This is a genomic window from Dysgonomonas sp. 216, from assembly GCF_010501065.1.
Lineage (GTDB): Bacteria > Bacteroidota > Bacteroidia > Bacteroidales > Dysgonomonadaceae > QVMM01.
Genome location: NZ_QVMM01000007.1, coordinates 181784 through 203516, shown reverse-complemented (window position 1 = coordinate 203516; position 21733 = coordinate 181784). Strand labels below are relative to the sequence as shown.

Annotated in this window: 17 protein-coding genes and 1 tRNA gene; 6 read left to right on the top strand and 12 right to left on the bottom strand. The window is 37.7% G+C overall.

Annotated elements, in window-relative coordinates:
• The first annotated feature begins 65 nt into the window (after window positions 1-65).
• Window positions 66-485 carry a PaaI family thioesterase gene (locus D0T53_RS06210; protein ID WP_163266150.1) on the top strand — a complete coding sequence of 140 codons (420 nt, stop codon included), beginning with the start codon at window positions 66-68 and terminating at the stop codon, window positions 483-485.
• A 3-nt stretch (window positions 486-488) separates the two neighbouring features.
• Here the strand turns inward: D0T53_RS06210 and D0T53_RS06205 are convergent, their stop codons facing one another.
• Window positions 489-983: a 3'-5' exonuclease gene (locus tag D0T53_RS06205; protein WP_163266148.1), complete on the bottom strand. Its 495-nt coding sequence runs from the start codon at window positions 981-983 to the stop codon at window positions 489-491.
• Window positions 984-1074: 91 nt separating this feature from the next.
• On the opposite strand from D0T53_RS06205, the gene D0T53_RS06200 reads away from it, so the two are divergent.
• Complete coding sequence (locus D0T53_RS06200; RefSeq protein ID WP_163266146.1) at window positions 1075-1746, top strand: DUF4468 domain-containing protein; 672 nt, start codon at window positions 1075-1077, stop codon at window positions 1744-1746.
• A 71-nt stretch (window positions 1747-1817) separates the two neighbouring features.
• Here D0T53_RS06200 and D0T53_RS06195 read toward each other — a convergent pair whose 3' ends face one another.
• From D0T53_RS06195 to D0T53_RS06180, 4 genes are all read right to left on the bottom strand, one after another.
• Window positions 1818-4010, bottom strand: a complete 2193-nt coding sequence (locus D0T53_RS06195; RefSeq protein WP_163266144.1) for a bifunctional (p)ppGpp synthetase/guanosine-3',5'-bis(diphosphate) 3'-pyrophosphohydrolase — start codon at window positions 4008-4010, stop codon at window positions 1818-1820.
• Window positions 4011-4214: 204 nt separating this feature from the next.
• A tRNA-Arg gene (locus tag D0T53_RS06190) sits at window positions 4215-4286 on the bottom strand.
• A 141-nt stretch (window positions 4287-4427) separates the two neighbouring features.
• Window positions 4428-5708 carry an ABC transporter permease gene (locus D0T53_RS06185; protein ID WP_163266142.1) on the bottom strand — a complete coding sequence of 427 codons (1281 nt, stop codon included), beginning with the start codon at window positions 5706-5708 and terminating at the stop codon, window positions 4428-4430.
• 21 nt (window positions 5709-5729) lie between these two features.
• Window positions 5730-6638 (bottom strand): ABC transporter ATP-binding protein, encoded by a 909-nt coding sequence (locus D0T53_RS06180; protein ID WP_163266174.1) that lies wholly within the window; start codon window positions 6636-6638, stop codon window positions 5730-5732.
• A gap of 216 nt (window positions 6639-6854) precedes the next feature.
• Between D0T53_RS06180 and D0T53_RS06175 the strand changes: the two genes are divergently transcribed.
• Entirely contained in the window at window positions 6855-7994 is a 1140-nt protein-coding gene (locus D0T53_RS06175; protein WP_163266140.1) for a hypothetical protein, read from the top strand.
• Between the two features lie 6 nt (window positions 7995-8000).
• Here the strand turns inward: D0T53_RS06175 and lipA are convergent, their stop codons facing one another.
• The 6 genes from lipA to D0T53_RS06145 form a co-directional block, all read right to left on the bottom strand.
• Window positions 8001-8855 carry a lipoyl synthase gene (gene lipA / locus D0T53_RS06170; protein ID WP_163266138.1) on the bottom strand — a complete coding sequence of 285 codons (855 nt, stop codon included), beginning with the start codon at window positions 8853-8855 and terminating at the stop codon, window positions 8001-8003.
• A 9-nt stretch (window positions 8856-8864) separates the two neighbouring features.
• Window positions 8865-11018 carry a S9 family peptidase gene (locus D0T53_RS06165; RefSeq protein ID WP_163266136.1) on the bottom strand — a complete coding sequence of 718 codons (2154 nt, stop codon included), beginning with the start codon at window positions 11016-11018 and terminating at the stop codon, window positions 8865-8867.
• Window positions 11019-11206: 188 nt separating this feature from the next.
• On the bottom strand, window positions 11207-13009 hold the full coding sequence (gene typA, locus D0T53_RS06160) for a translational GTPase TypA (protein ID WP_163266134.1): 1803 nt from the start codon (window positions 13007-13009) through the stop codon (window positions 11207-11209).
• Window positions 13010-13077: 68 nt separating this feature from the next.
• Window positions 13078-13614: a C40 family peptidase gene (locus D0T53_RS06155; protein WP_163266132.1), complete on the bottom strand. Its 537-nt coding sequence runs from the start codon at window positions 13612-13614 to the stop codon at window positions 13078-13080.
• A 53-nt stretch (window positions 13615-13667) separates the two neighbouring features.
• The gene (locus tag D0T53_RS06150; RefSeq protein ID WP_163266130.1) at window positions 13668-14381 is read right to left on the bottom strand and encodes a tRNA1(Val) (adenine(37)-N6)-methyltransferase; all 714 of its coding nucleotides are present in this window, start codon (window positions 14379-14381) and stop codon (window positions 13668-13670) included.
• A gap of 15 nt (window positions 14382-14396) precedes the next feature.
• Complete coding sequence (locus D0T53_RS06145; protein ID WP_163266128.1) at window positions 14397-14918, bottom strand: GNAT family N-acetyltransferase; 522 nt, start codon at window positions 14916-14918, stop codon at window positions 14397-14399.
• 163 nt (window positions 14919-15081) lie between these two features.
• Here D0T53_RS06145 and lon point away from each other — a divergent pair, with 163 nt between their 5' ends.
• A complete protein-coding gene (lon, locus tag D0T53_RS06140) occupies window positions 15082-17559 on the top strand; it encodes an endopeptidase La (RefSeq protein ID WP_163266126.1) in 2478 nt (825 codons plus the stop codon).
• 60 nt (window positions 17560-17619) lie between these two features.
• On the opposite strand, the gene D0T53_RS06135 is transcribed toward lon, so the two are convergent.
• The gene (locus tag D0T53_RS06135; protein ID WP_163266124.1) at window positions 17620-19074 is read right to left on the bottom strand and encodes a glycoside hydrolase family 10 protein; all 1455 of its coding nucleotides are present in this window, start codon (window positions 19072-19074) and stop codon (window positions 17620-17622) included.
• A gap of 126 nt (window positions 19075-19200) precedes the next feature.
• Between D0T53_RS06135 and D0T53_RS06130 the strand changes: the two genes are divergently transcribed.
• Both D0T53_RS06130 and D0T53_RS06125 read left to right on the top strand, forming a co-directional pair.
• Window positions 19201-20868: a formate--tetrahydrofolate ligase gene (locus tag D0T53_RS06130; RefSeq protein WP_163266122.1), complete on the top strand. Its 1668-nt coding sequence runs from the start codon at window positions 19201-19203 to the stop codon at window positions 20866-20868.
• A 43-nt stretch (window positions 20869-20911) separates the two neighbouring features.
• On the top strand, window positions 20912-21733 hold the full coding sequence (locus tag D0T53_RS06125; RefSeq protein WP_221411505.1) for an N-acetylmuramoyl-L-alanine amidase-like domain-containing protein: 822 nt from the start codon (window positions 20912-20914) through the stop codon (window positions 21731-21733).

The window sequence follows — 21733 nt, the reverse complement described above, 5'->3', positions numbered from 1 at the left end:
TAAGTAAGCATTAATATTTTTCGTTTTATTAATTTTGAATACCGATTTTAAAGAATAGATAAATTATGAGACTAATAGCAAACCACATAAGGGAACGTATAGAAGACACTCTGATAACTACTTTAAAAATAGAATTTATTGAAACCGACGACGAAACAACTCTCGAAGCCATTATGCCCGTAGGGATGCATAATTCGCAAACGCGGAATGTTTTGCATGGCGGGGCAACCATTGTTCTGGCCGAATCGGTTGCAGGTGTTGGTTCTAATGCCATATGTGCAGAAGGCGAATCGAGTTTTGGTATACAGGTTAGTGCCAATCATATTTCGTCGGCTAAAATGGGAGATACGGTGAGAGCCAAGGGTAAAATAGTGCACAAAGGGCGTTCGACACATGTATGGAAAGTAGATGTTTTTTCCGAAGCAGACGGGCGATTAATTTCAACATTGTTAATAACAAATGCCGTGTTAAAAAAGAAGTTTTAAAGCCTACAACAATTGCATCGCTATTTCGGCGCAAGCTTCGGCATCGGCTAATGCATTGTGATGGTTGGCTAAGTCGTAACCACAATCTTTTGCAACAGTATGTAACTGATGGTTGGGTAAATGCCGCAATTGTCGGCGCGACTCGGCAAGAGTACAATAAAACAGATAATCGGGGTAATCCATTCTGTAAGTTTTGAATACTGCCTTTAGGCAAGCCTCGTCAAAGCCTTTGTTGTGAGCCACCAGCGGTAATGCTCCGATAATGGGCTCTATATCAGTCCACACTTCGGGGAAAACTCTTGCTTTTGCAGTATCCTCTAAAGTCAGTCCGTGTATGCAGCTATTACCATACGAATAATACTCAGGTTCGGGACGGATTAAGCTATAAAAACGCTCGAATATAGCTCCATTACGCACCACAACAATTCCTATACTACAAACACTGGATAGTTGTTCGTTGGCAGTCTCAAAGTCGATGGCAGCAAAATCGCGAAGCATTTTTATTTCAAATATAATAAATACTTACAAAGTAACGTTTAGATACTAGTTGTGTTTAAATATTTTTTGTCATTATATCACTATTCGAACTATGAAAAGAGTATTAGTATTACCACTATTGTTATTTTCGTTAATTGCATTTGCACAAGTGAAAGAACCACCCGTAAACAGCGAAGGAGATGTTGAGTTTTCGGAAGTAGTAATAGCTGGAGGGCTTACATCTAACCAGTTGTATGACAACGCTAAAGAATGGGCCGCAAAAACCTTTTACGATTACAAGGCTGCGCTTCAGTTTGAAGACGAAAAAGGCGATAAATTAATATTCAAATGGTCATCCGATATTCCGGGTAAAAACAGGAAAGGTGATGTTCAGACTGAATTCATGCTCGATTATACTATGATAATAGAGTGTAAAGACGGAAGATATAGGTACAAAGTAAATCAGATAAACATCGTGACTGTAAGTAAAACAATGGATTATTACTCAAACTCTGAATTGTCGAGTACATCCGAATCGAAACCTATATCGGAAAGCTATGATAAAATAAAGGAACTTGAAAAAAAGCAAGAAGAATATGAGGAAATAAAAAGCCAACGTCCCGATATTAAACGAACAGTAAGAAAAGCTTCCGAATATGAAAAAGGAAGAACCAAAGCAGAACTATCGAAACGAACAGAGTTTTATAATCTGCAGCTAAAAATCATTGACGATTTGACTGAATCGCTCAAAAAAGCAATGAATAAAAACGACGATAATTTTTAAATGTTCTTGTTTGATGATACAAAACGAATCCTTCGAATAATCCGAAGGATTTTTTTTGCTCCGCATCGTCCTTAATTTACCCTTAACACCTGCTTAACTCCTTTTACTGTTCTAAGTTTTTTCATCAACCCATTCAATACATTAGTATCGGTAAGCATTACCGTAACGTTACCATGAAACAGCCCGTCGTTAGAATCAATATTAATAGAACGTAAGCTTACCCCGTTTTCTTTAGATATAATAGACGATAAGTTTGTAACAATACTGATATCATCGTTTCCTATAATCCGTAAATTCACAGGATATTGAGATCCTTGTTTTCCTGTCCAGCGTGCAGGTATGATACGATACCCGAAACGGCTGAACATATCGTGTGCATTAGGGCAGCTTTTACGGTGTATTTTTATTCCTTGTGTAGAAACAAACCCGAATATTTCGTCCCCGTATATAGGGTTGCAACATTTCGCAAGTTTATAATCAACACCGGTAAGATTCTGATCTATTATAAGTTCATCGGTCGCCCGATTGTCGTATTCATCCTGATTGTTTTGAATTACAAAATTATCGGCACTTACGGTTTCATGCTTATCATGTATTTCAGTTTCTTTTTTCTCAAGTTCTAAATATTGGTCGATAACGTTATTTACATCCAGCGATTCGTCTGCTATATGTACATAAAAATCGGTAACGGTTTTAAAACCAAGTTTTTTGATAAGTCGCATCAAAATAGCCTCATCTTCGTCAATCTTACGGTTCTTCATCCGCCTTTTTAAAAGCTCTTTAGCAATATCCACCTGCTTGTTTGCTTCCTCTTTCAGGCTTTGGCGTATTTTATTTCTGGCTTTCGATGTAACAACAAACGACAGCCAATCGCGTTTAGGCGATTGAACAGACGATGTTAAAACTTCCACAATATCTCCACTCTTTAGTTTATATCGTATCGATTCGTTACGATCGTTTACTTTCCCCGATACACAGGTAGCACCAAGTTTCGAGTGTATAGAAAATGCAAAATCGAGAACAGTGGCTCCTTTAGGCAGTTTATGCAATTCTCCCTTAGGGGTAAAAACATAAATCTCTTCGTCGTACAAACCCAGTTTAAAGTCTTGCAGCTTTTCCTCTGTCTGCAGATTATTGTTTTCCAACGTTTCGCGAAGAGTATTCAACCAGTCATCAAGATTCGACTGGCTTTTTACTCCTTTATAACGCCAATGTGCAGCCAATCCTCTTTCGGCAATTTCGTCCATCCGTTGTGTACGTATCTGAACTTCTACCCATCGTGATCCGGGCCCCATTACTGTTGTATGTAACGACTCGTACCCGTTGCTTTTGGGTACGGAAAGCCAATCTTTCATTCTTTTAGGATTAGGCTGGTACAAGTCGGTAACTTCCGAATAAATTTGCCAGCACTCAGCTTTTTCTCTTTCAGGCGTTGAGTCCAGAACGATACGGATGGCGAAAAGATCGTAGATAGCTTCAAACTCGATCTTCTGCTTTTTTAGTTTATTATTTATCGAGAATATAGACTTTGTACGCCCTTTAATTTCGTACTTCAGACCTGTTTTCTTCAGTCTGTCTTTAATGGGAGCAATAAATTCGGCAATATATTTATCGCGTGACTCTTTTGTCTCGTTTATTTTTCTCGATATATAATCAAAACTATCCCTATCGGTATATTTTAGATATAAGTCTTCCATTTCTGACTTTATCTTATACAGACCTGTTTTATGGGCTAATGGTATATATAGATAAGACAATTCAACACAAAGGCTTAATCTGAATTGTTCATCCCTTTCCGATGCTTCGCGTATAAGCGCCAGACGGCTGGCGACCATAATGAGAATTACTCTTACATCTTTTGCAAACGAAAGCAACAGATTAATAAAGTTTTCTGATTTCAGGGCAGTATGGCGGCTCTCAAGTTTTCTGACTTCGGTCAACCCGTCAACAATAGTTGCAATATCAGCCCCAAAAAGTTTATCAACTTCCTGACGCGTTATAATCCCTTTCGCTGTGGGATAAAATAATAACAAACCTAAAATAGAAGTACCTTTAAGATTGAGTTCTTCAACTATAACCAAAATGGTTTCGGCTGTTAATTTGATTTCTGAGAATTCACTTTTCCCGTCATTGTATATCTTTGCTGCAAGCGACTTTTTTATAATATGTCTCACATGCACCAATTCTTCAGCAGTAGTATTTTGCTGAACAATACCGAACAATCTTTTATATAACGATATAGTATTCCGAGTTCTTGCCGTCATAACCTTAAACACATTTGCTGTAAAGAAAACCGATTGTAAAATTACGATATTCGTTTTATAAAATTCAATTATAATCTCGCAAATTTGCGATTTAATCGCAAGGCAATAAGCGTTGAGCTTCTTTATAAGAGATAAATATACCCCGACGTTTTTCCTTACTTCTTATAACAACAAAGAGCAACTATAAAAAGTTGCTCTTTGAAGTAGCGTGGCCGGGAATCGAACCCGAATCTAAAGTTTAGGAAACTTCTATTCTATCCATTGAACTACCGCGCCATTATGCAACGCAAAAGTAATAGTTTTTTTACATATATAAAACCATCCTGCCCGATTTAGTAAAAAAAGCTTTTAATAAAAAACTCTCAGAAATCTACAACCCGACTCAATGCTTAAGCGTGCAATATATAACATAAACAATTACTTGTATTTAGCCCATTTGTATAATTCTTTCAATCCGGGCTTTTTCCCGTACATAAGTATTCCTACCCTGTATATTTTAGCAGCAAATTTTACTGTTAATATAACCGAAGCAAGTAATATTCCTAACGATAAAAGGATTTCCCACATTGGTATACCCATAGGCACACGTACCATCATTACAATTGGCGACGTTAACGGAATCATCGAACACCAAAAAGCCAAGGGGCCATCGGGGTTTTGGCCGCTGTAAATGCCTGCATATAACGCAAAAATAAAAATCAGGGTTATGGGCATAACAAACTGTTGCGAATCCTGCGGATTATCGACAGCAGAACCAACCATAGCAAACAATGACGCATAAATAAAATATCCGCCAACAAAAAACAGAAGAAAGAATAACAAGATATTTCCCCATTCTACGGAAGATAGTAACGATAAATACCCCGAAGCTCCGCCACTTTGTATAAGTTCGGGAAAGAAAATGTCTTTCAGATTAAACAATAAAATACCCATCACAACCCAAATGAGTAATTGTGTAAATCCGGTTAATCCTATACCAATAAGTTTACCCATCATTAAATCGAAAGGACGTACCGAGGAAACCATAACTTCAACTATACGGTTTGTTTTTTCCTCAATCACACCTTGCATTACTATAGATCCGTATATAAGTATAAACATATACATAATCATAGTAGATGCCATCCCGATGCCCGATGCCAAATCTCCCGATGTTTCTTTCTCCTCTCCGTCTTTACCCCAACGTATTGTGTTTACTGATACAATATTTTTAGCCTCAACAATTCCTCGAATCGATTTTATAGTTTCGGCATCAATTCCTGCATTATTTGTAAAAGCTTCTAATTTGTAGTTTTTTGCCACATCGTTAAGAGTACGGTTTACATACATCATTAAATCGTGTGGCGCTTGTTTCTCCGAATAAAATGTTACAGCCTGTGGATCTTTACTAAGATCGCCCGATATCTGTAATATCCCGAATAATTCCTGCCCTACATCGTTCCGCATATCGGCAGCATTTTTTTCCATTACAATTTCGAAACTGTAATAGTCCGAAGATTGTAAATGTGCAGCATACATTCCGGTATCATCAATAACTACAATGCGTTTTACTTCCGAATCTTTAATTGTTGATAACCACATTGGCACGAATAACATTGCCACAACAAGAAAAGGGATAAGGAGAGTCATTACAATAAATGATTTTTTCTTTATCCTTGTATTGTATTCTCTTTGTATAATAAGTCCTAAAGCTTTCATTCTATATAAATTTTTCGATTATCAATTATTAGTTACAGTCCGGATAAAGATGTCGTTCATTGTTGGTAATTCTTCCTCAAACGACAAAATCTCATATTTTGCAGCAACTTCTTTCAATATATCAGAGTTTAGGACAGAATCATCATTTTTTTGAATTCTGACAAGTTCGGAACCATCTTTATCTTCAGTCGAAAGACACGAGAACAATGTAGACTGCAAATCAAAACCACTTCCTGCAATCTTTATCGCAAAAATATTTTGTTTATACCGGTTCCTTATTTCCGATACATTACCTTGCAAAACAACTTGCGATTTGTTTATTAACGATATTTCATCGCAAAGTGCTTCAACCGAACCCATGTTATGAGTAGATAATATTATGGTTTTCCCTTTTTCCTTTAATTCGAGAATCTCGTTTTTTAATAAATCGGCATTCACAGGATCAAAACCACTGAAAGGCTCATCCAGAATCAATAACTCCGGTTCGTGTATTACAGTTATTATAAACTGAACTTTCTGTTGCATGCCCTTCGATAATTCCTCTACCTTCTTATCTTTCCACGATACAATGTCGAACTTAGCCATCCATTTGTCCATTCTTTTTTGCGCTTCCTCTTTTGAAAGTCCTTTCAATCGAGCCAAAAACATAATTTGTTCGCCAACCTTCATCTTCTTGTATAAACCGCGCTCTTCAGGCAAATAACCGATGTTATAAATATCTTTAGAAGTTGACAGCTCTCCGTTCAGATATACTTCTCCACTATCGGGGGCTGTTATTCTATTAATAATCCTTATCAAAGTGGTTTTTCCGGCTCCGTTAGGGCCCAATAATCCATAAACACTTCCCCGCGGAACTTTTATACTTACTTTATTTATTGCTAAATGTTCAGCATATTTTTTTACAACATTTTTTGTCTCTAAAAAATACATAATATAGTCGCTTTTTATTTGTTCTAACATACTACTAGTCGGTATAAAGATAAAAAAATCACAACGAACCAAAATTATTTTAAAAAGATATAATGAACTTCACTAAACAAATTCTTTATATATTTGTTTAATAATTGCATTTTAAATAAGAGTTTGAGAAAAAACTAATACACGTATGTAAAAATACGATGTGTTGTAAACAGGAAGTGTTGCTTTATGCTTAACCGCGGACCAAAAGAATATTTGATGAACCCATGCTGGGGATTAACTCCTTTAGTTCTTTACCTAGTATTGTATCTATTTACTGAGAATTTAGGAAATTCTTTAGCGTTTTCGCTTTTGCTAACTATTGTAGCAGAGTTGGGAATCAAGATAATAACTAAAACTCATCGTACAGGAGTTACATTTCTCATAACACTTGCTTCGTTACTTATTACTCTTGCGGTATTAATGATATTTGGGAAGTATATAACGATAAACAGAAATATATTTTTAATATTCCCCGAAATAATATTAGTCTGCACCCTGTTAGTAGTTCGCCTGTCGAAGTCATATATTGTTTTACGCTTTTTTCGAAAACAAAGTGCTTTCCAAAAAGCCTACCTTAACGAGTTTTTCGAACTGGCTGCAATTGTTCAATATGCCTTTACTCTTCATATATTTATTGTTTTAATATATAAGTTTTTAAAAGACAGTGAAGTATTGACCAACGATACCGACCCTGTTGTATATGTATTTGTTCCTGTAGCATTTATAATTGGGCTTCTCATTTACGAGAATACCAAAATAAGGAGAATGATAAACAGGCTAAGGAGGGAAGAATGGCTACCAATTGTAAACGGACGAGGCGAAGTTACAGGGAAAATAGCAAGGTCTGTCAGCATGCAGATGAATAACAAGTTTCTGCACCCTGTGGTGCGGGTAGCTTTAGTTTGCAATGGCAAGATATACTTAAAACACCGCTCGGCGGATGATGTTCTTGATCCCGGAAGCCTTGACCATCCGTTCGAAAAATATATGTTATTCAATCATGAAATTAACCTTTCGGTACGAAATAGTATTGTAAACACTTTAGGTAGCGAACTTCCGTTTAAATTTCTGTTGAAATACACTTACGAGAACGACTATACCAAAAGACTTATTTTCCTGTTTGTTTCAAGAATATCGGACGAGGCCGAAATAGACGCAAATATGCTAAAAGGTAAATTCTGGACAGTAAAACAGATAGAAGACGATTTTGGTGACGATAGTAAGTTTAGCGAATGTTTTCAACTGGAATATGAATATTTGAAAAACACTGTGCTATTAATAGATGAAAGCCTAAGCAACGAAACTTTACTCGCAAACAATATTTAAATATTCTCAATCTTTTTCGTTCATTATTTTTTCTGCATGATATGAAGACCTTACTAAAGGACCACTTTCAACATGCTCGAATCCTTTATTTAAAGCTGCTTCTTTCAAATTGTCGAACACCTCGGGTGCAATGTATTCCGAAACAGGCAAATGCTTGCGCGAAGGCTGTAGATATTGTCCTATGGTAAGAATACGACAATTAACCGATAACAAATCGTGCATAAGTTCTATTATTTCGTTAAATGTTTCTCCTAAGCCGAGCATTACTCCTGATTTTGCCCTGCATCCATTTTCTGATATACGTTTTAATACCGAGAGGCTGGTATCGTATTTCGCCGCACTCCGAACATCAGGAGTTAAACGCCTAACCGTCTCCATATTATGCGAAATGACATCGGGCAATGCATTGCAAACTTTATCAATAAGTTCCGGTCTTCCTTGAAAATCGGGAATAAGCACCTCCAATGTAGTCAGAGGATTTATTTCTTTTATTTTATTAATCGTATTTACCCAATGCTCTGCACCTAAATCGGGGAGGTCGTCTCTGTCCACCGAAGTTATTACTGCATGCTTAAGCTTCATCAAAGCAATTGAACGGGCAACATTTTCCGGTTCGTTTACATTCAAAGCCATCGGTTTTCCCGTTTTTGTGTTGCAAAAACGACAGGAACGTGTGCAAATATCGCCGGATATCATAAATGTAGCTGTTCCTTTTTCCCAACATTCGCCCATATTGGGGCAACGTCCGCTGGCACAAATGGTATGCAAACAATGAGATTCAACTATATTCTTTGTTTCCGAAAATTTAGCGTTTCCTCCTAATCGTACCCTCAACCAATCGGGCTTTTTTACGTGAGCCATAAAGTTAGTTTACATATTCTTCGAAAAGAAGTTTACAACCTTGGTATAAAGGTATTCTCTACTTTGTGCACCAAGAATAGAATGTTCTTTATCGGTAAAAGTAAACATATCGAAATGTTTATTCGCATTTACCAACGCTTTAGCATATTCCATTGTGTTCTGATAATGCACATTGTCATCGGCTGAACCGTGTATCAGCAATAGATTACCTGTCAGGCTCGAAGCATAGTTAATAGGCGATCCTTTTTCGTAACCTGCCATATTTTGTTGTGGCGTCCGCATAAAACGTTCGGTGTATACCGAGTCGTAAAAACGCCAATCGGTTACGGGAGCAATAGCAACTCCGGCCTTAAACACATCGCTGCGGCTCATACATAATAATGCATTGTATCCGCCATAACTCCAGCCCCATATTCCTATACGGTTTGCATCGATATACGAAAGCGATGCGAAATACCTTGCTGCAGCAATCTGATCGTCCGACTCAATAATTCCCATATTCATATAAGTACACTTACGGAAATCTTCGCCACGGGCACCTGTTCCTCGTCCGTCAACACAAGCAACTACAAAGCCCTGCGAAGCCAGATATAACTCCCAATCGGCAGAAAAACGATCTAAAACTAATTGAGAATCGGGGCCGCTATATTGCAACATAACCAAAGGGTATTTACGCGAGGCATCGAAGTTTGCAGGCTTAATTACATAAGTATTAAGATCTGTTCCATCGGCAGCCTTTACCGTAATAAATTCTTTTTTAGGCAAATTGAGTTTTGTCAGTTCATCTCTCAGGTTTTTATTGTCGTCAATTATTCTTAATTGTTTGCCTTTGGCTTCGTGAACTGAGATAACAGAGGGAGTATTCGCATCCGACCATTGATTTATAAAGTATTTTCCACCGTTACTGAATCGTGCTGTATTTGTTCCGGTCTGAGCCGAAAGTTTAGTTTTATTACCTTTCTCTATATCTACCCTGTATATAGCCCTTTTTAGTGGGCTTTCTTCTGCCGACTCGTAATATACAACCTTATTTTCAGGATCAACCGAAAGTAATGCTGTGACATCATATTTACCTGTAGTAAGTTGTTTGCGCAATACTCCGGTATTCGAATAATTGTAAATATGTGAATATCCGTCTTTTTCGCTTAAATAAATGAACTGATCGGGCAGGAAAAATATGGTAGATAACAATACAAAGTTTACATATCTTTCATTTTTTTCATTCAGTATAAGTTTCGAAACAGTAGAACGTGTATTTGAGAAGTACAGATTAAAGTTGTTCTGATCGCGATTTAATGTAACAACAGCAAGTTGAACATCATCCACAAATTCTATTTTCGGAATATATTCGGTTTCAGCTTCCGGTATATCGACTTTCCGGATGGTTTTCGATTCTATATCAAATACATTACACGATACTTTCGAGTTCTTCTCGCCGGCTTTCGGATATTTAAACGAAAAGAGGGACGGATACAATTGTCCTTCAAAAAATTGGAAAGAAAACTCCGAAACATCAGATTCATCGAAACGTACAAACGCTAACAATCTGTTGTCGTGCGAAAAATCCATCAGATATGTAACACCAAATTCTTCTTCATATACCCAATCGGTAGCACCATTAATGATTTTACGAGCTTCTCCATCTTTTGTTATTTGCGACTCAGTTTCAAAGTCAAACTTAGCTAGCCAAATATCATTGTCAGCTACATAAGCAAGCATACGTCCGTTTTTTGAAAAAACAGGAACCATTTGCTTCGATTTGTTCTCCGTCAATTTACGCACATGATTCCGGCGAATATCATAATAGTAGTAATCGGCTTTAAAAGAATGCCTGTAAATGCGTTCGGAATTTATATATATCAACAGGCGCTTTTCGTCGGGGCTCATTAAAAAACCTTCGAATTTATCGAAAGGGCATTCTCTTGCTTTTTTTGCATCGAATACCGTTTCAACCTCTTCGCCTGTTTTATACGAGTATTTCACTATTTTCGAATTTGCATCTGTAGCTTTAAAGTAATATTCTCCATCTGCCGACGAAATAAGGTCTATTGATTCCGAAGGTTTGTATTTTCCGGAGGTTATATTTTTTAATAAAGTGCTCTGTCCAAAAATATTCACAGATACAAATACGGCGATAATTAATAATACAATATTCCTTTTCATTTTATGTTCTTTTTTACTAATCACAAATATATCGAAGATTAAGTGATTGCGCAGATTAAAAAACATTTTTTTATAATAAAACCTATTTATTCTATCTTATCAGGATATAAAACTTATTACAAATACCTCAATATATGTTCTGAAAAAAAAAAGAGATATTCCTTTTTCGAAATATCTCCTTCTTTATATTATTTTTTCGCCATACGCTTCCGGTCGTTTTCGTCCAGATATATTTTTCGTAGCCTTATGGCATTGGGCGTTACTTCAACATACTCGTCTTCTTTTATATATTCAAGAGCTTCTTCGAGGCTGAATATAATTGCGGGAGCAAGCCTTACCTTATCGTCTGTGCCTGAAGCCCTGACGTTTGTCAGCTTTTTCGATTTGGTCAGGTTCACAACAAGGTCGCCTTCTTTTGTATGTTCGCCAACAATTTGCCCCATATAAATATCGGTCTGAGGTTCTACAAAAAAGCGTCCTCTGTCCTGTAACTTATCCAAGGCATAGGCAAATGCATTGCCCGATTCGCTCGAAATTATTGAGCCGTTCTGACGTTTTTCTATATCGCCTTTCCACGGTTGAAACTCTAAGAAACGGTGAGCAATAACAGCTTCTCCGGCCGACAGGGTCAATGCCGCATTGTTAAGCCCGATAATACCGCGCGAAGGAATAATGAATTCGAGGAACACGCGGTCGTTCTTTGTCTCCATCATCATCAATTCGCCTTTTCGGCGGGTAACAATATCTATAATTTTACTTGCGTATTCTTCGGGTAAGTTTATAGTAAGGTTTTCGACAGGTTCGCATTTAACGCCATCAACCTCTTTTATTATAACTTTAGGTTGCCCTACCTGTAATTCGTATCCTTCACGGCGCATTGTCTCTATAAGTACCGATAAGTGCAGTATTCCCCGTCCGTATACAATCCACGAGTCGGCCGAGTCTGTCTCTTCCAGTCTTAACGCAAGATTTTTATCAAGTTCTTTAACCAAACGGTCGTATATATGGCGCGATGTAACAAACTTTCCGTCCTTACCAAAGAAAGGAGAGTCGTTAATAGTAAACATCATCGACATAGTTGGCTCGTCAATATCAATTGGTGGTAGTGGCTCGGGATTCTCAAAATCGGCTATAGTGTCACCAATTTCAAAACCATCAATGCCTATCAGTGCACAAATATCGCCACATTTCACATTGCCAACTTTTACCCTACCAAGCCCTTCGAATACATTGAGTTCTTTTATACGGGTTTTGACTTGAGCTCCGTCGCGTTTGCAAAGCATTACATCTTGGTTTTCATTCAATTCGCCTCTGTGTATGCGTCCTACAGCAATACGACCTACATATTTCGAAAAATCGAGGGAGGTTATCAGCATTTGCGGAGTTCCTTCCATAATCTGCGGAGCAGGTATGTACTTTACAATAGCATCGAGTAGTGGAGTGATGTCTTGCGTTGGGCTTTTCCAATCGCCTTCGCACATCCATCCTTGTTTTGCCGATCCGTATATTGTAGGAAAATCCAATTGTTCTTCTGTAGCCTCTAGGCTGAACATGAGGTCGAACACCATTTCCTGTACCTCTTCAGGGCGACAGTTCGGTTTATCTACCTTATTTATAACAACAATAGGTTTAAGCCCTATTTGTATCGCTTTTTGTAACACAAAGCGCGTTTGGGGCATTGGCCCTTCAAAAGCATCGACTAACAGCAAACAACCGTCTGCCATGTTAAGCACCCGTTCCACTTCGCCTCCAAAGTCGGCGTGGCCTGGAGTGTCTATGATGTTGATTTTAGTACCCTTATAGTTTATCGATACGTTTTTCGAAAGGATTGTTATCCCCCGTTCGCGTTCAAGATCGTTATTGTCGAGTATTAATTCACCTGTACTTTGGTTGTCTCTGAAAAGTTGTCCGGCAAGTAGCATCTTATCAACAAGAGTTGTTTTGCCGTGATCGACGTGCGCAATGATCGCAATGTTTCTAATATTTTGCATAAATTATTTTTGAGGCTGCAAAGGTACAATAATTATAGGGATAAATGAAACAACCCCAACAATTATGATTATTTAAGCCTGCCCCCCGTTTTCCACCTCTGTTTGTAGTAGTTTTCATCGAGATGGCTTATTATTACGCCTCTTCTTGTTGAGGAGTGTGCGAAGTATCCGTCTTTGAGATAGATGCCTACGTGCGATATTTTCTTTTTATTGGATGTTGTGGCAAAAAATACAAGATCGCCGGGGAGTAAATTATTCTTTGATACAGATCGTGTTTCTTTAGCTAATCCGGCAGACGAGCGAGAAACTTTTTTCTTATACAGGTTCTGATACACTCTATACACCAACCCCGAACAATCGATGCCCCTTTCGTTCGTTCCTGCATAGCGGTAGGGCACACCTAACCACATCGAAACTTCGGCATAAAGTGGAATATGAGGATCGTTATTTTGGATTGAGATGCCCATTTTATTAGACAATTGTTTTACTTGCGCCGGGTTGTATACAACACTTTTCTTAGATCCACACGACGATAAAAACATGCAAATGCATGTAAAAGCAAATAGTAAATATTTAGCTTGTGTATTCCGGCGGAGTTCCTTCATTGTGCAAAAACGTTTGTACAAAAGCAAAGATAGCTTTATTTACACTTTGAAAATTACATCTTTAGATAAAAATCCTTAACCAAGTCTGCAAATGCGGGAGAATATACATGACGCTCTGTCTCAATTATCAGACTGTCGGTATGCCTTTCGCAATTATTTACCGATAGTTCTATCAAGATACGTTTCGCTTCGCCTGATGGAGTAGGATATACTTTAGTTAATCTCGAAACCGATAGGGTATTCTTTTTGGCTATTTCCTCCAGATACTCTAATTCGCTGTACGGAAATATGAAAGATATTCGCCCGTTATCAGTTAGTAACTTTTGGGACAAGCAAATAAAATCTTCGATAAACAAACTGTCGGTATGACGTGCCGTACTTCGCTTTTCGTTTGGCGATTTTAGCGACCTACTGAAAAATGGAGGATTGGAAACTATCAGATTGTATTTGTTTGTTGTTACTTTGGCAAATGTCTGATACGGAGTGTTTATACAACTAGTGATATTAGAGAAAGATGAAGCTTCGAAGTTGTCAAGGGCTTGCTGTGCTGCTTCTGAATCAATTTCAATGGCATCAATCAATGCGAGCCTGTTGCGTTGCGCCAGCATTAAAGCAACAAGTCCCGAACCTGTGCCAACATCCAATATTTTATCTGTATCATGCATATTAACCCAAGAGCCTAACAGAACACCGTCGGTGCCGACTTTCATAGCGCAACGATCGTGAAATACTGTAAATTGTTTGAATTTGAAATACGGGTTTGACATTGGAAAACTCTCAGGTTATTTACTTTTTAAAAGCTCGTAATAGTACAAGTCTATTACTTTATTGTTTTTTATAGCTGCGTTCTTAAATATTGTTAGTTTCCTGAATCCGTTTTTCTGTAAAACTTGCATAGATGCTAAATTGAAATCGAAAACCGAGGCAAACAGGCGGATAATATCGGTATTCTCGAATATATAGTCTACCATATCTTTTATGGCATTTCCCATGATACCTTTATTCCAATATTCCTCTCCCAGCCAGTATCCTATCTCTGCGTTTATTCTTTCAACATCAAATCCCGGTATATAGCCAATGCCACCAACTGCCTTGCCATTAACCTCAATGCTGAAATCTTGTATAGGGTTCTTTCCCGAGGCCATTTTTATAAAGCTTTTGGCATCTTCTTCATCGTATGGATGCGGAAAATAATCGCGGACATTGTTCCAAATGTTTATATTATTGGCATTTCGTGCTAACGATTCGATATCTGACATCTGCCAAGGGCGTATCGTGTAATCTTTCCTTATTATTTCATTCATATTTAGTTTTTGTATTGCTTTTAGCTACATTTGTTGAGCATTCAACTGTGTTGATAGAGACAATGTGTCAATACTTATTATAAATGGCATGAATTTTGCATGCAATAACTATGCAAAGTAATTTATATTTGCATAATCAACAAAGAATAGAAAAGCAAAAAATATGTTTGAAGAAGAAAAAAATGATATCCTAAGGTTTGAAGATAATTCGGGGCCTGTAATATCTATTATATCCGATGATTTAGACGAACAGGATTGTAACATAAACGAAGGCGATTTGGGTACGGAAATTCCAATTCTGGCATTGAGGAATACTATTATTTTCCCCGGAACAAGCCTTCCGATAGCAGTTGCGCGAACAAAATCGCTGCGTGCTATCCGTAGCCTTAAAAAGAAAAAGGCTTTAATTGGTCTGGTTTGCCAGCGGAACCCTGAAACTGAAGATCCGGATCTTCACGATTTGTACGATATAGGAGTTATAGGCGAGGTTATTCGCGTTATTGAACTTTCGGATGATGAAAATGTAACAGTCATTTTTCAGGGGAAGAAGCGTTTTAGATTAAACTCTATAACACAACAGTCTCCTTATCTAAAAGGAACTTATTCGATTATAGATTCGACGAAGGCTGAGGCTGACGATAAAGAGTATGAAATATTACTCGATTCTATCAGAGATGCTACTTTGCATATGATGCGTATGTTTGGTGAGCCTCCTCGCGAGTTGGTGCAGAAGCTAAAATCGCGGAACAGTACTGCAATACTTGTTAATTATTGTTGTACCAATTTGCCTATTGCTGCTGCCGAAAAGCAGGAATTACTGAATATTGATAACGAAAAAGACCGTGCGTATCGTTTGTTGATGATACTCAACCGTGAGACTCAGATGATGGAAATGAAAATGAACATTCAAATGAGGACGCGTGAAGAGCTCAATCAGCAGCAAAAAGAATATTTCTTACAGCAACAACTTCGGACTATTCAGGACGAATTGGGAGGTAATCCGCAGCAAGCAGATATTGATGAGTTTAAAGAACGTGCATTACGTAAAAAGTGGAGCAAGGAAGTTGCCGAGGCTGTAGAGCGCGAAATAAAAAAATTGGAGAGGCTGCATCCTCAGTCGCCGGACTATTCGACACAGTTTTCTTATTTGCAGACAGTGCTTGATTTGCCTTGGAACGAATTTACTAAAGATAACTTCAATTTGAAGCATGCCCAAAAAGTTCTTGACAGAGATCACTTTGGTCTTGAAAAAGTAAAAGAGCGTATAATAGAGCATTTGGCAGTGTTAAAACTGAAAGGAGATCTTAAGTCTCCTATTATATGCCTTTACGGACCTCCGGGGGTTGGTAAAACATCGTTGGGGAAATCTGTAGCCGAAGCTTTAGGACGTAAGTATGTACGTGTTTCGTTCGGAGGATTACATGATGAGTCGGAAATTCGTGGTCACAGGCGTACTTATATAGGCGCTATGCCGGGACGTATAATTCAGAATATGCTGAAAGCAGGTTCGTCGAACCCTGTTTTTGTGTTGGATGAAATAGATAAAATAGGAAACGATTTCAGGGGAGATCCGGCTTCGGCATTGCTCGAAGTTCTCGATCCCGAGCAGAATTCAACATTCCATGATAATTATTTGAATATTGATTACGATTTATCGAAAGTCATGTTCATTGCTACAGCTAATAATATTTCTTCAATATCACAGCCTTTGCTCGATCGTATGGAGTTAATAGATATTAGTGGCTATATTCTTGAGGAAAAAGTTGAAATTGCTCGCCGGCATTTGATTCCGAAACAATTGGAAAATCACGGATTGAGCCCCGATGCATTAGAGATACCCAAGAAAACTATCGAAAAGATAATAGATGGCTATACCCGCGAGTCGGGTGTGCGTTCGCTTGATAAAGAACTAGCTAAAGTTATGCGTAAGTTGGCTTTAAAAGTAGCAACAAAAGCAAATTATAACAAGTCTCTTGAGATACAGGATTTACCGGAGTTTCTGGGTGAACAAAAATTCTCGCGCGACGAATATCAGGGTAACGAATATGCCGGAGTTGTTACCGGTTTGGCTTGGACATCGGTAGGTGGAGAGATTCTTTTCATCGAAACATCATTGAGTAAAGGAAAAGGTGGAAAACTAACTCTTACCGGTAATCTTGGCGATGTTATGAAGGAGTCGGCTATGCTGGCACTCGAATACTTACGCTCACACAATCAATATCTGGGTATCGAAGATAAAGCATTCGAGAACTGGCATGTACATCTTCATGTTCCCGAAGGAGCAATACCAAAAGACGGACCTTCGGCAGGGATAACGATGATTACATCATTGGCTTCGGCATTTACGCAACGTAAAGTCAGGGCAAATTTAGCTATGACCGGCGAAATAACACTCCGAGGCAAAGTATTACCAGTAGGAGGTATCCGCGAAAAGATATTGGCGGCTAAACGTGCCGGAATAAAGGAAATTATTCTTTGTAAAGAAAATCAGAAGGATATAAAGGAAATTAAAGATTCGTATTTGAAGGGGCTTAAATTCCATTTTGTTTCCGATATAAAAGAAGTTTTGGATATTGCCTTACTAAAAGACAAAGTAAAAAATCCTATCGATTTGAAAGTCAAAGAAGAAGCGAAAATGTAAATAATAAATTTTCACGAAATATCAGAACAGGAACGGCTTTATGTGGTTCCTGTTTTTTATTTATTTTAAATAATCGGCATGGGAAAAAAACGCCGAAGGGCATATTACACTCTCGTTATGGTAGCGGTCGGAAGCTGTAACCGTATAATATAGGCCATACTCGCCATGTTGTATGTTTAGTGTAATTTGGTTGCTTCTTATGCCTGTAACAAGAATATTCCGAGGATCGTTTATGTCGATATCTTCCGAATCGGAGTAATAAACAGTATAGTTTTGCTCAATTGTAGAATCAGAAGGTAACCAGCTAAGAATCAGTTTTCCTTTTTGAGGGGAATATACCTGTAAATTAACAGGCGAATTTGGTGCGGAATTGTTCAACCACCTCATAGCTGGAAGTTTTGCCGGATGCTTATAATACTTTTCGCTTAAAGAAGTTCCCAATCCCTTTAAATTATCGACAACATTCGCTGTACGGAAAAATGCCTGTCCCGATGATTGAACTTTTCTCGAAAAGTCAATCTGATCGGTAATATCTTTACTCGTCCAGTTTTGCTCTGCAGGAAGTAATCGATATGCTCCCAGCCCGGGAGCTACAATTCTGCCATTACTGTTTTTTAACCAATCTTCGAGATAGGGGTAAAACAGATTATCCTTATAGTACATCATTGGATAAATAGCATCGTGTTTCCCGTTCTTCAACCAAAAGCCTGCATCCTGAAAAACAGAAGAATATGCCGTCCAAACCCCACCTCCTGATTCGAGGTTTTTATATAACCCTATTGGAGAACTGCTTACTTGTACCCAAGGTTTGTTTTTCTTTACAGAATCATATACCTCCGAAACCAATATCGAAATATTATTGCGTCGCCAATCCTCAATAGTTAAGCCTTTTCCATATCTTTTGTAATTGTCGCTGTCGGGAAATCGGTTTGCTTTTTCAGGATAGCGTATATAGTCGAAGTGAATACCATCTATATCGTATTTTTTTACAATCTCATCAACAAGTGACAGTATATATTGCCGGGTTTCCGGATTACCGGGATCGAGGTACCATTCGCCATTATATAATTTACATATTTCGGGCTTTTTCTTTACAACAGATTTTAGACCGAGTGAGCTTACATGCTTTTTATTTCCTAAGGGATAAGTAACAAACCATGCATGGCATTCCAATCCTCTTCTGTGGCATTCTTCGATAGCGAATGCCAGTGGATCGAAATTTTGGTTAGCGTAACGACTAAACGGTTCTATATCCGAAAAATAGAAGGTGTCTCCTCTGAGGCGTGCCTGAAAAAATACTGTGTTGAAGTTAGAAGCTTTCAATCGATCCAAAATAGAGCACAATTCTTCTTTTTGCTTTTCGGACGAAATGTTTTGAGTAGGCCAATCAAGTCCCCACATGGTAGAAAGCCAAACAGCCCGTACTTCTACAGTTGGATTCTGAGCAATTAAAATAGCCTTAGAATGTGCTATAAAGCAAAAAAAAATAAATAGAAAAAAGGGCTTTGACTTCATTATTCGCATATTCTTACAAAAATAAAAATTAGTATTGTACTATTTAAACAATCTTATAACAAAAACATTCCAAAGTTTATTTATTTTTGTAGCTCATTAATGACATTTTAATTATAATTGAACAGCATGATGACAGATATTGAGATTGCAAGAAGCATAAAACTACATCCAATAAGTGCGATTTCTAAACAAATTGATATTTCGGAGTCAGATTTATATCATTATGGTAAATTTATGGCGAAAGTTCCATTTGAACTTATCGACGAATCAAAAATAGCTAAAAGCAATCTTATATTAGTTACAGCTATAACACCAACCAAAGCAGGTATAGGAAAAACAACGGTATCTATAGGTTTGTCATTAGGATTAAATAAGATCGGAAGAAAATCGGTAGTTGCACTTCGGGAACCTTCGTTGGGCCCTTGTTTCGGGATGAAAGGTGGAGCCGCCGGGGGTGGGTATGCTCAAGTACTGCCTATGGAAGATATTAATCTTCATTTTACAGGCGATTTTCATGCAATAACCTGTGCTCACAATATGATAACAGCGTTATTAGATAATTACCTTTATCAAAACAGAGGGACAGATAAAGCCCTTAGAGAGGTTGTCTGGAAACGTGTTCTTGATGTAAATGATCGCAGCCTGCGGTATATTGTAACGGGTCTGCATGGTATGGCAAATGGAATTCCTGCCGAGTCGGGTTTCGATATAACTCCTGCTTCGGAGATAATGGCTATCTTATGTCTTTCAAAAAATATGGAAGACTTAAGGCGTCGCATCGAAAATATTATACTTGGTTACGATTTCGAACAGAAACCTTTTACCGTAAAAGACTTGGGCGTTGCAGGCGCTATTACAGTACTATTGAAAAATGCGATTAATCCCAATATGGTGCAGACAACAGAAAATACACCTGCTATTGTGCATGGAGGTCCATTTGCCAATATCGCACATGGTTGTAATTCTATTATTGCTACAAAAATGGCAATGAGTTATGCCGATTATGTGGTAACCGAAGCCGGATTTGGCGCTGATTTGGGTGCAGAGAAATTTTTCAATATAAAATGCCGTAAAGCAGGTCTGAATCCAAAGCTTACAATTATTGTGGCTACTGCACAAGGACTGAAAATGCATGGTGATGTTCCTATTGAAGACATAAAGAAAGAGAATATTGAGGGCTTGAAAAAGGGCTTTGCTAATTTAGATAAGCATATAGAAAACATGAAGGCTTTCGGGCAAAGTGTGATTGTAGCTTTTAATAGATATGCATCGGACACAGAGCAGGAAATAGAACTTATTCGCCAGCATTGCGAAAATCAGAATGTAGGTTTTGCTGTAAATGAGGCTTTCGGAGAAGGAGGGGAAGGAGCCAAAGCCTTAGCAGAACTAGTGGTTAATACAATTGAAAATAAACCATCGCAACCTGTGAAATTTACATACGATGAAGATGATTCAATAGAACATAAAATAGAAAAAATTGCAAAACATGTTTACGGAGCTTCGTCGGTTGAATTTAGCGCTAAAGCAAAAAAATCGATAGTTCAGATTAATAATCTTGGTTTAAGTAAGTATCCTGTATGTGTTGCTAAAACCCAATACTCTTTTTCTGACGATCCAAAAGCATATGGTGTTGCAAAAGATTTTGTATTTACAATAAATGATATAATTTTGAACAATGGAGCTGAATTTATTGTGGCTGTTGCCGGATCGATGTTGCGAATGCCGGGATTACCTAAAGTTCCGCAAGCCAACCATATTGATATTATTAATGGACAAATTGAAGGATTGAGCTAATTTAATGAGGATTATTCTTATATTTTTATGTTTTTTCTGTGCATTGAACGCTAGCAATAGTGAGTTGAAGGCACAAGTTAGTTATTCGCCGATTGATTCAACTATTTTTGTTGCGTATGCCGATTCTTTTGCTGTTTATCAGGACGAGCCAATGGATGTTCTGGTTGTAAAAACGGCAAAATATTTTTTAGGAAAACCATATGTTGGATCTACACTCGATCATTCGAAAAAAGAGCAATTGACCGTTAATTTGCATGAATTTGATTGTATGACTTTTGTCGAAAACTGTATAGTCTTATCTCAAACAATAAAATCGGGAGATATATCATTTTCTAATTATTGCAGGTTGTTACAGCAATCGCGTTACCGAAACGGAGTAATAGACGATTATTCTTCACGTTTGCACTATACCTCGGATTGGATGTATGAGAAGGAGCAAAAAAATGTCTTACATAATATAAGTAAAAGCTTGGGTGGCAGGTTAGAAAACAAATTGATAACTTTTATGTCAGCACATCCTGATTCTTATAAACAATTGTCGGGAAACAAATTTTTGCAGGAAAAAATAAAAAAAATAGAAGCCCAACTCAATAAAAGAGGAGGATATTACGTTATAAATAAACAGTTGATAGAAGAAGTTGATGATAAGATTCGGAATGGGGATATCGTTTTAATATCGACCTCTGTTTCGGGTTTGGATTTTTCGCATTTGGGAATTGCCTACCGGAATGAAGAAGGAGTTCTGACTTTTATTCATGCATCGAGCCTGAGAAAACAAGTGGTGATTGAGCCTCGTTCGCTTGCAAAATATTGCGACGCCTCGTCTCGGTGTAATGGCATTACCATATTAAGACTGTCAAACTAA

Excerpts from the sequence above, each read along its gene's own strand:
- D0T53_RS06210 (WP_163266150.1), top strand. The coding sequence starts at position 66 with ATGAGACTAATAGCAAACCACATAAGGGAACGTATAGAAGACACTCTG.
- D0T53_RS06205 (WP_163266148.1), bottom strand. The coding sequence starts at position 983 with ATGCTTCGCGATTTTGCTGCCATCGACTTTGAGACTGCCAACGAACAA.
- D0T53_RS06200 (WP_163266146.1), top strand. The coding sequence starts at position 1,075 with ATGAAAAGAGTATTAGTATTACCACTATTGTTATTTTCGTTAATTGCA.
- D0T53_RS06195 (WP_163266144.1), bottom strand. The coding sequence starts at position 4,010 with ATGACGGCAAGAACTCGGAATACTATATCGTTATATAAAAGATTGTTC.
- D0T53_RS06185 (WP_163266142.1), bottom strand. The coding sequence starts at position 5,708 with ATGAAAGCTTTAGGACTTATTATACAAAGAGAATACAATACAAGGATA.
- D0T53_RS06180 (WP_163266174.1), bottom strand. The coding sequence starts at position 6,638 with ATGTATTTTTTAGAGACAAAAAATGTTGTAAAAAAATATGCTGAACAT.
- D0T53_RS06175 (WP_163266140.1), top strand. The coding sequence starts at position 6,855 with ATGCTTAACCGCGGACCAAAAGAATATTTGATGAACCCATGCTGGGGA.
- lipA (WP_163266138.1), bottom strand. The coding sequence starts at position 8,855 with ATGGCTCACGTAAAAAAGCCCGATTGGTTGAGGGTACGATTAGGAGGA.
- D0T53_RS06165 (WP_163266136.1), bottom strand. The coding sequence starts at position 11,018 with ATGAAAAGGAATATTGTATTATTAATTATCGCCGTATTTGTATCTGTG.
- typA (WP_163266134.1), bottom strand. The coding sequence starts at position 13,009 with ATGCAAAATATTAGAAACATTGCGATCATTGCGCACGTCGATCACGGC.
- D0T53_RS06155 (WP_163266132.1), bottom strand. The coding sequence starts at position 13,614 with ATGAAGGAACTCCGCCGGAATACACAAGCTAAATATTTACTATTTGCT.
- D0T53_RS06150 (WP_163266130.1), bottom strand. The coding sequence starts at position 14,381 with ATGTCAAACCCGTATTTCAAATTCAAACAATTTACAGTATTTCACGAT.
- D0T53_RS06145 (WP_163266128.1), bottom strand. The coding sequence starts at position 14,918 with ATGAATGAAATAATAAGGAAAGATTACACGATACGCCCTTGGCAGATG.
- lon (WP_163266126.1), top strand. The coding sequence starts at position 15,082 with ATGTTTGAAGAAGAAAAAAATGATATCCTAAGGTTTGAAGATAATTCG.
- D0T53_RS06135 (WP_163266124.1), bottom strand. The coding sequence starts at position 19,074 with ATGAAGTCAAAGCCCTTTTTTCTATTTATTTTTTTTTGCTTTATAGCA.
- D0T53_RS06130 (WP_163266122.1), top strand. The coding sequence starts at position 19,201 with ATGATGACAGATATTGAGATTGCAAGAAGCATAAAACTACATCCAATA.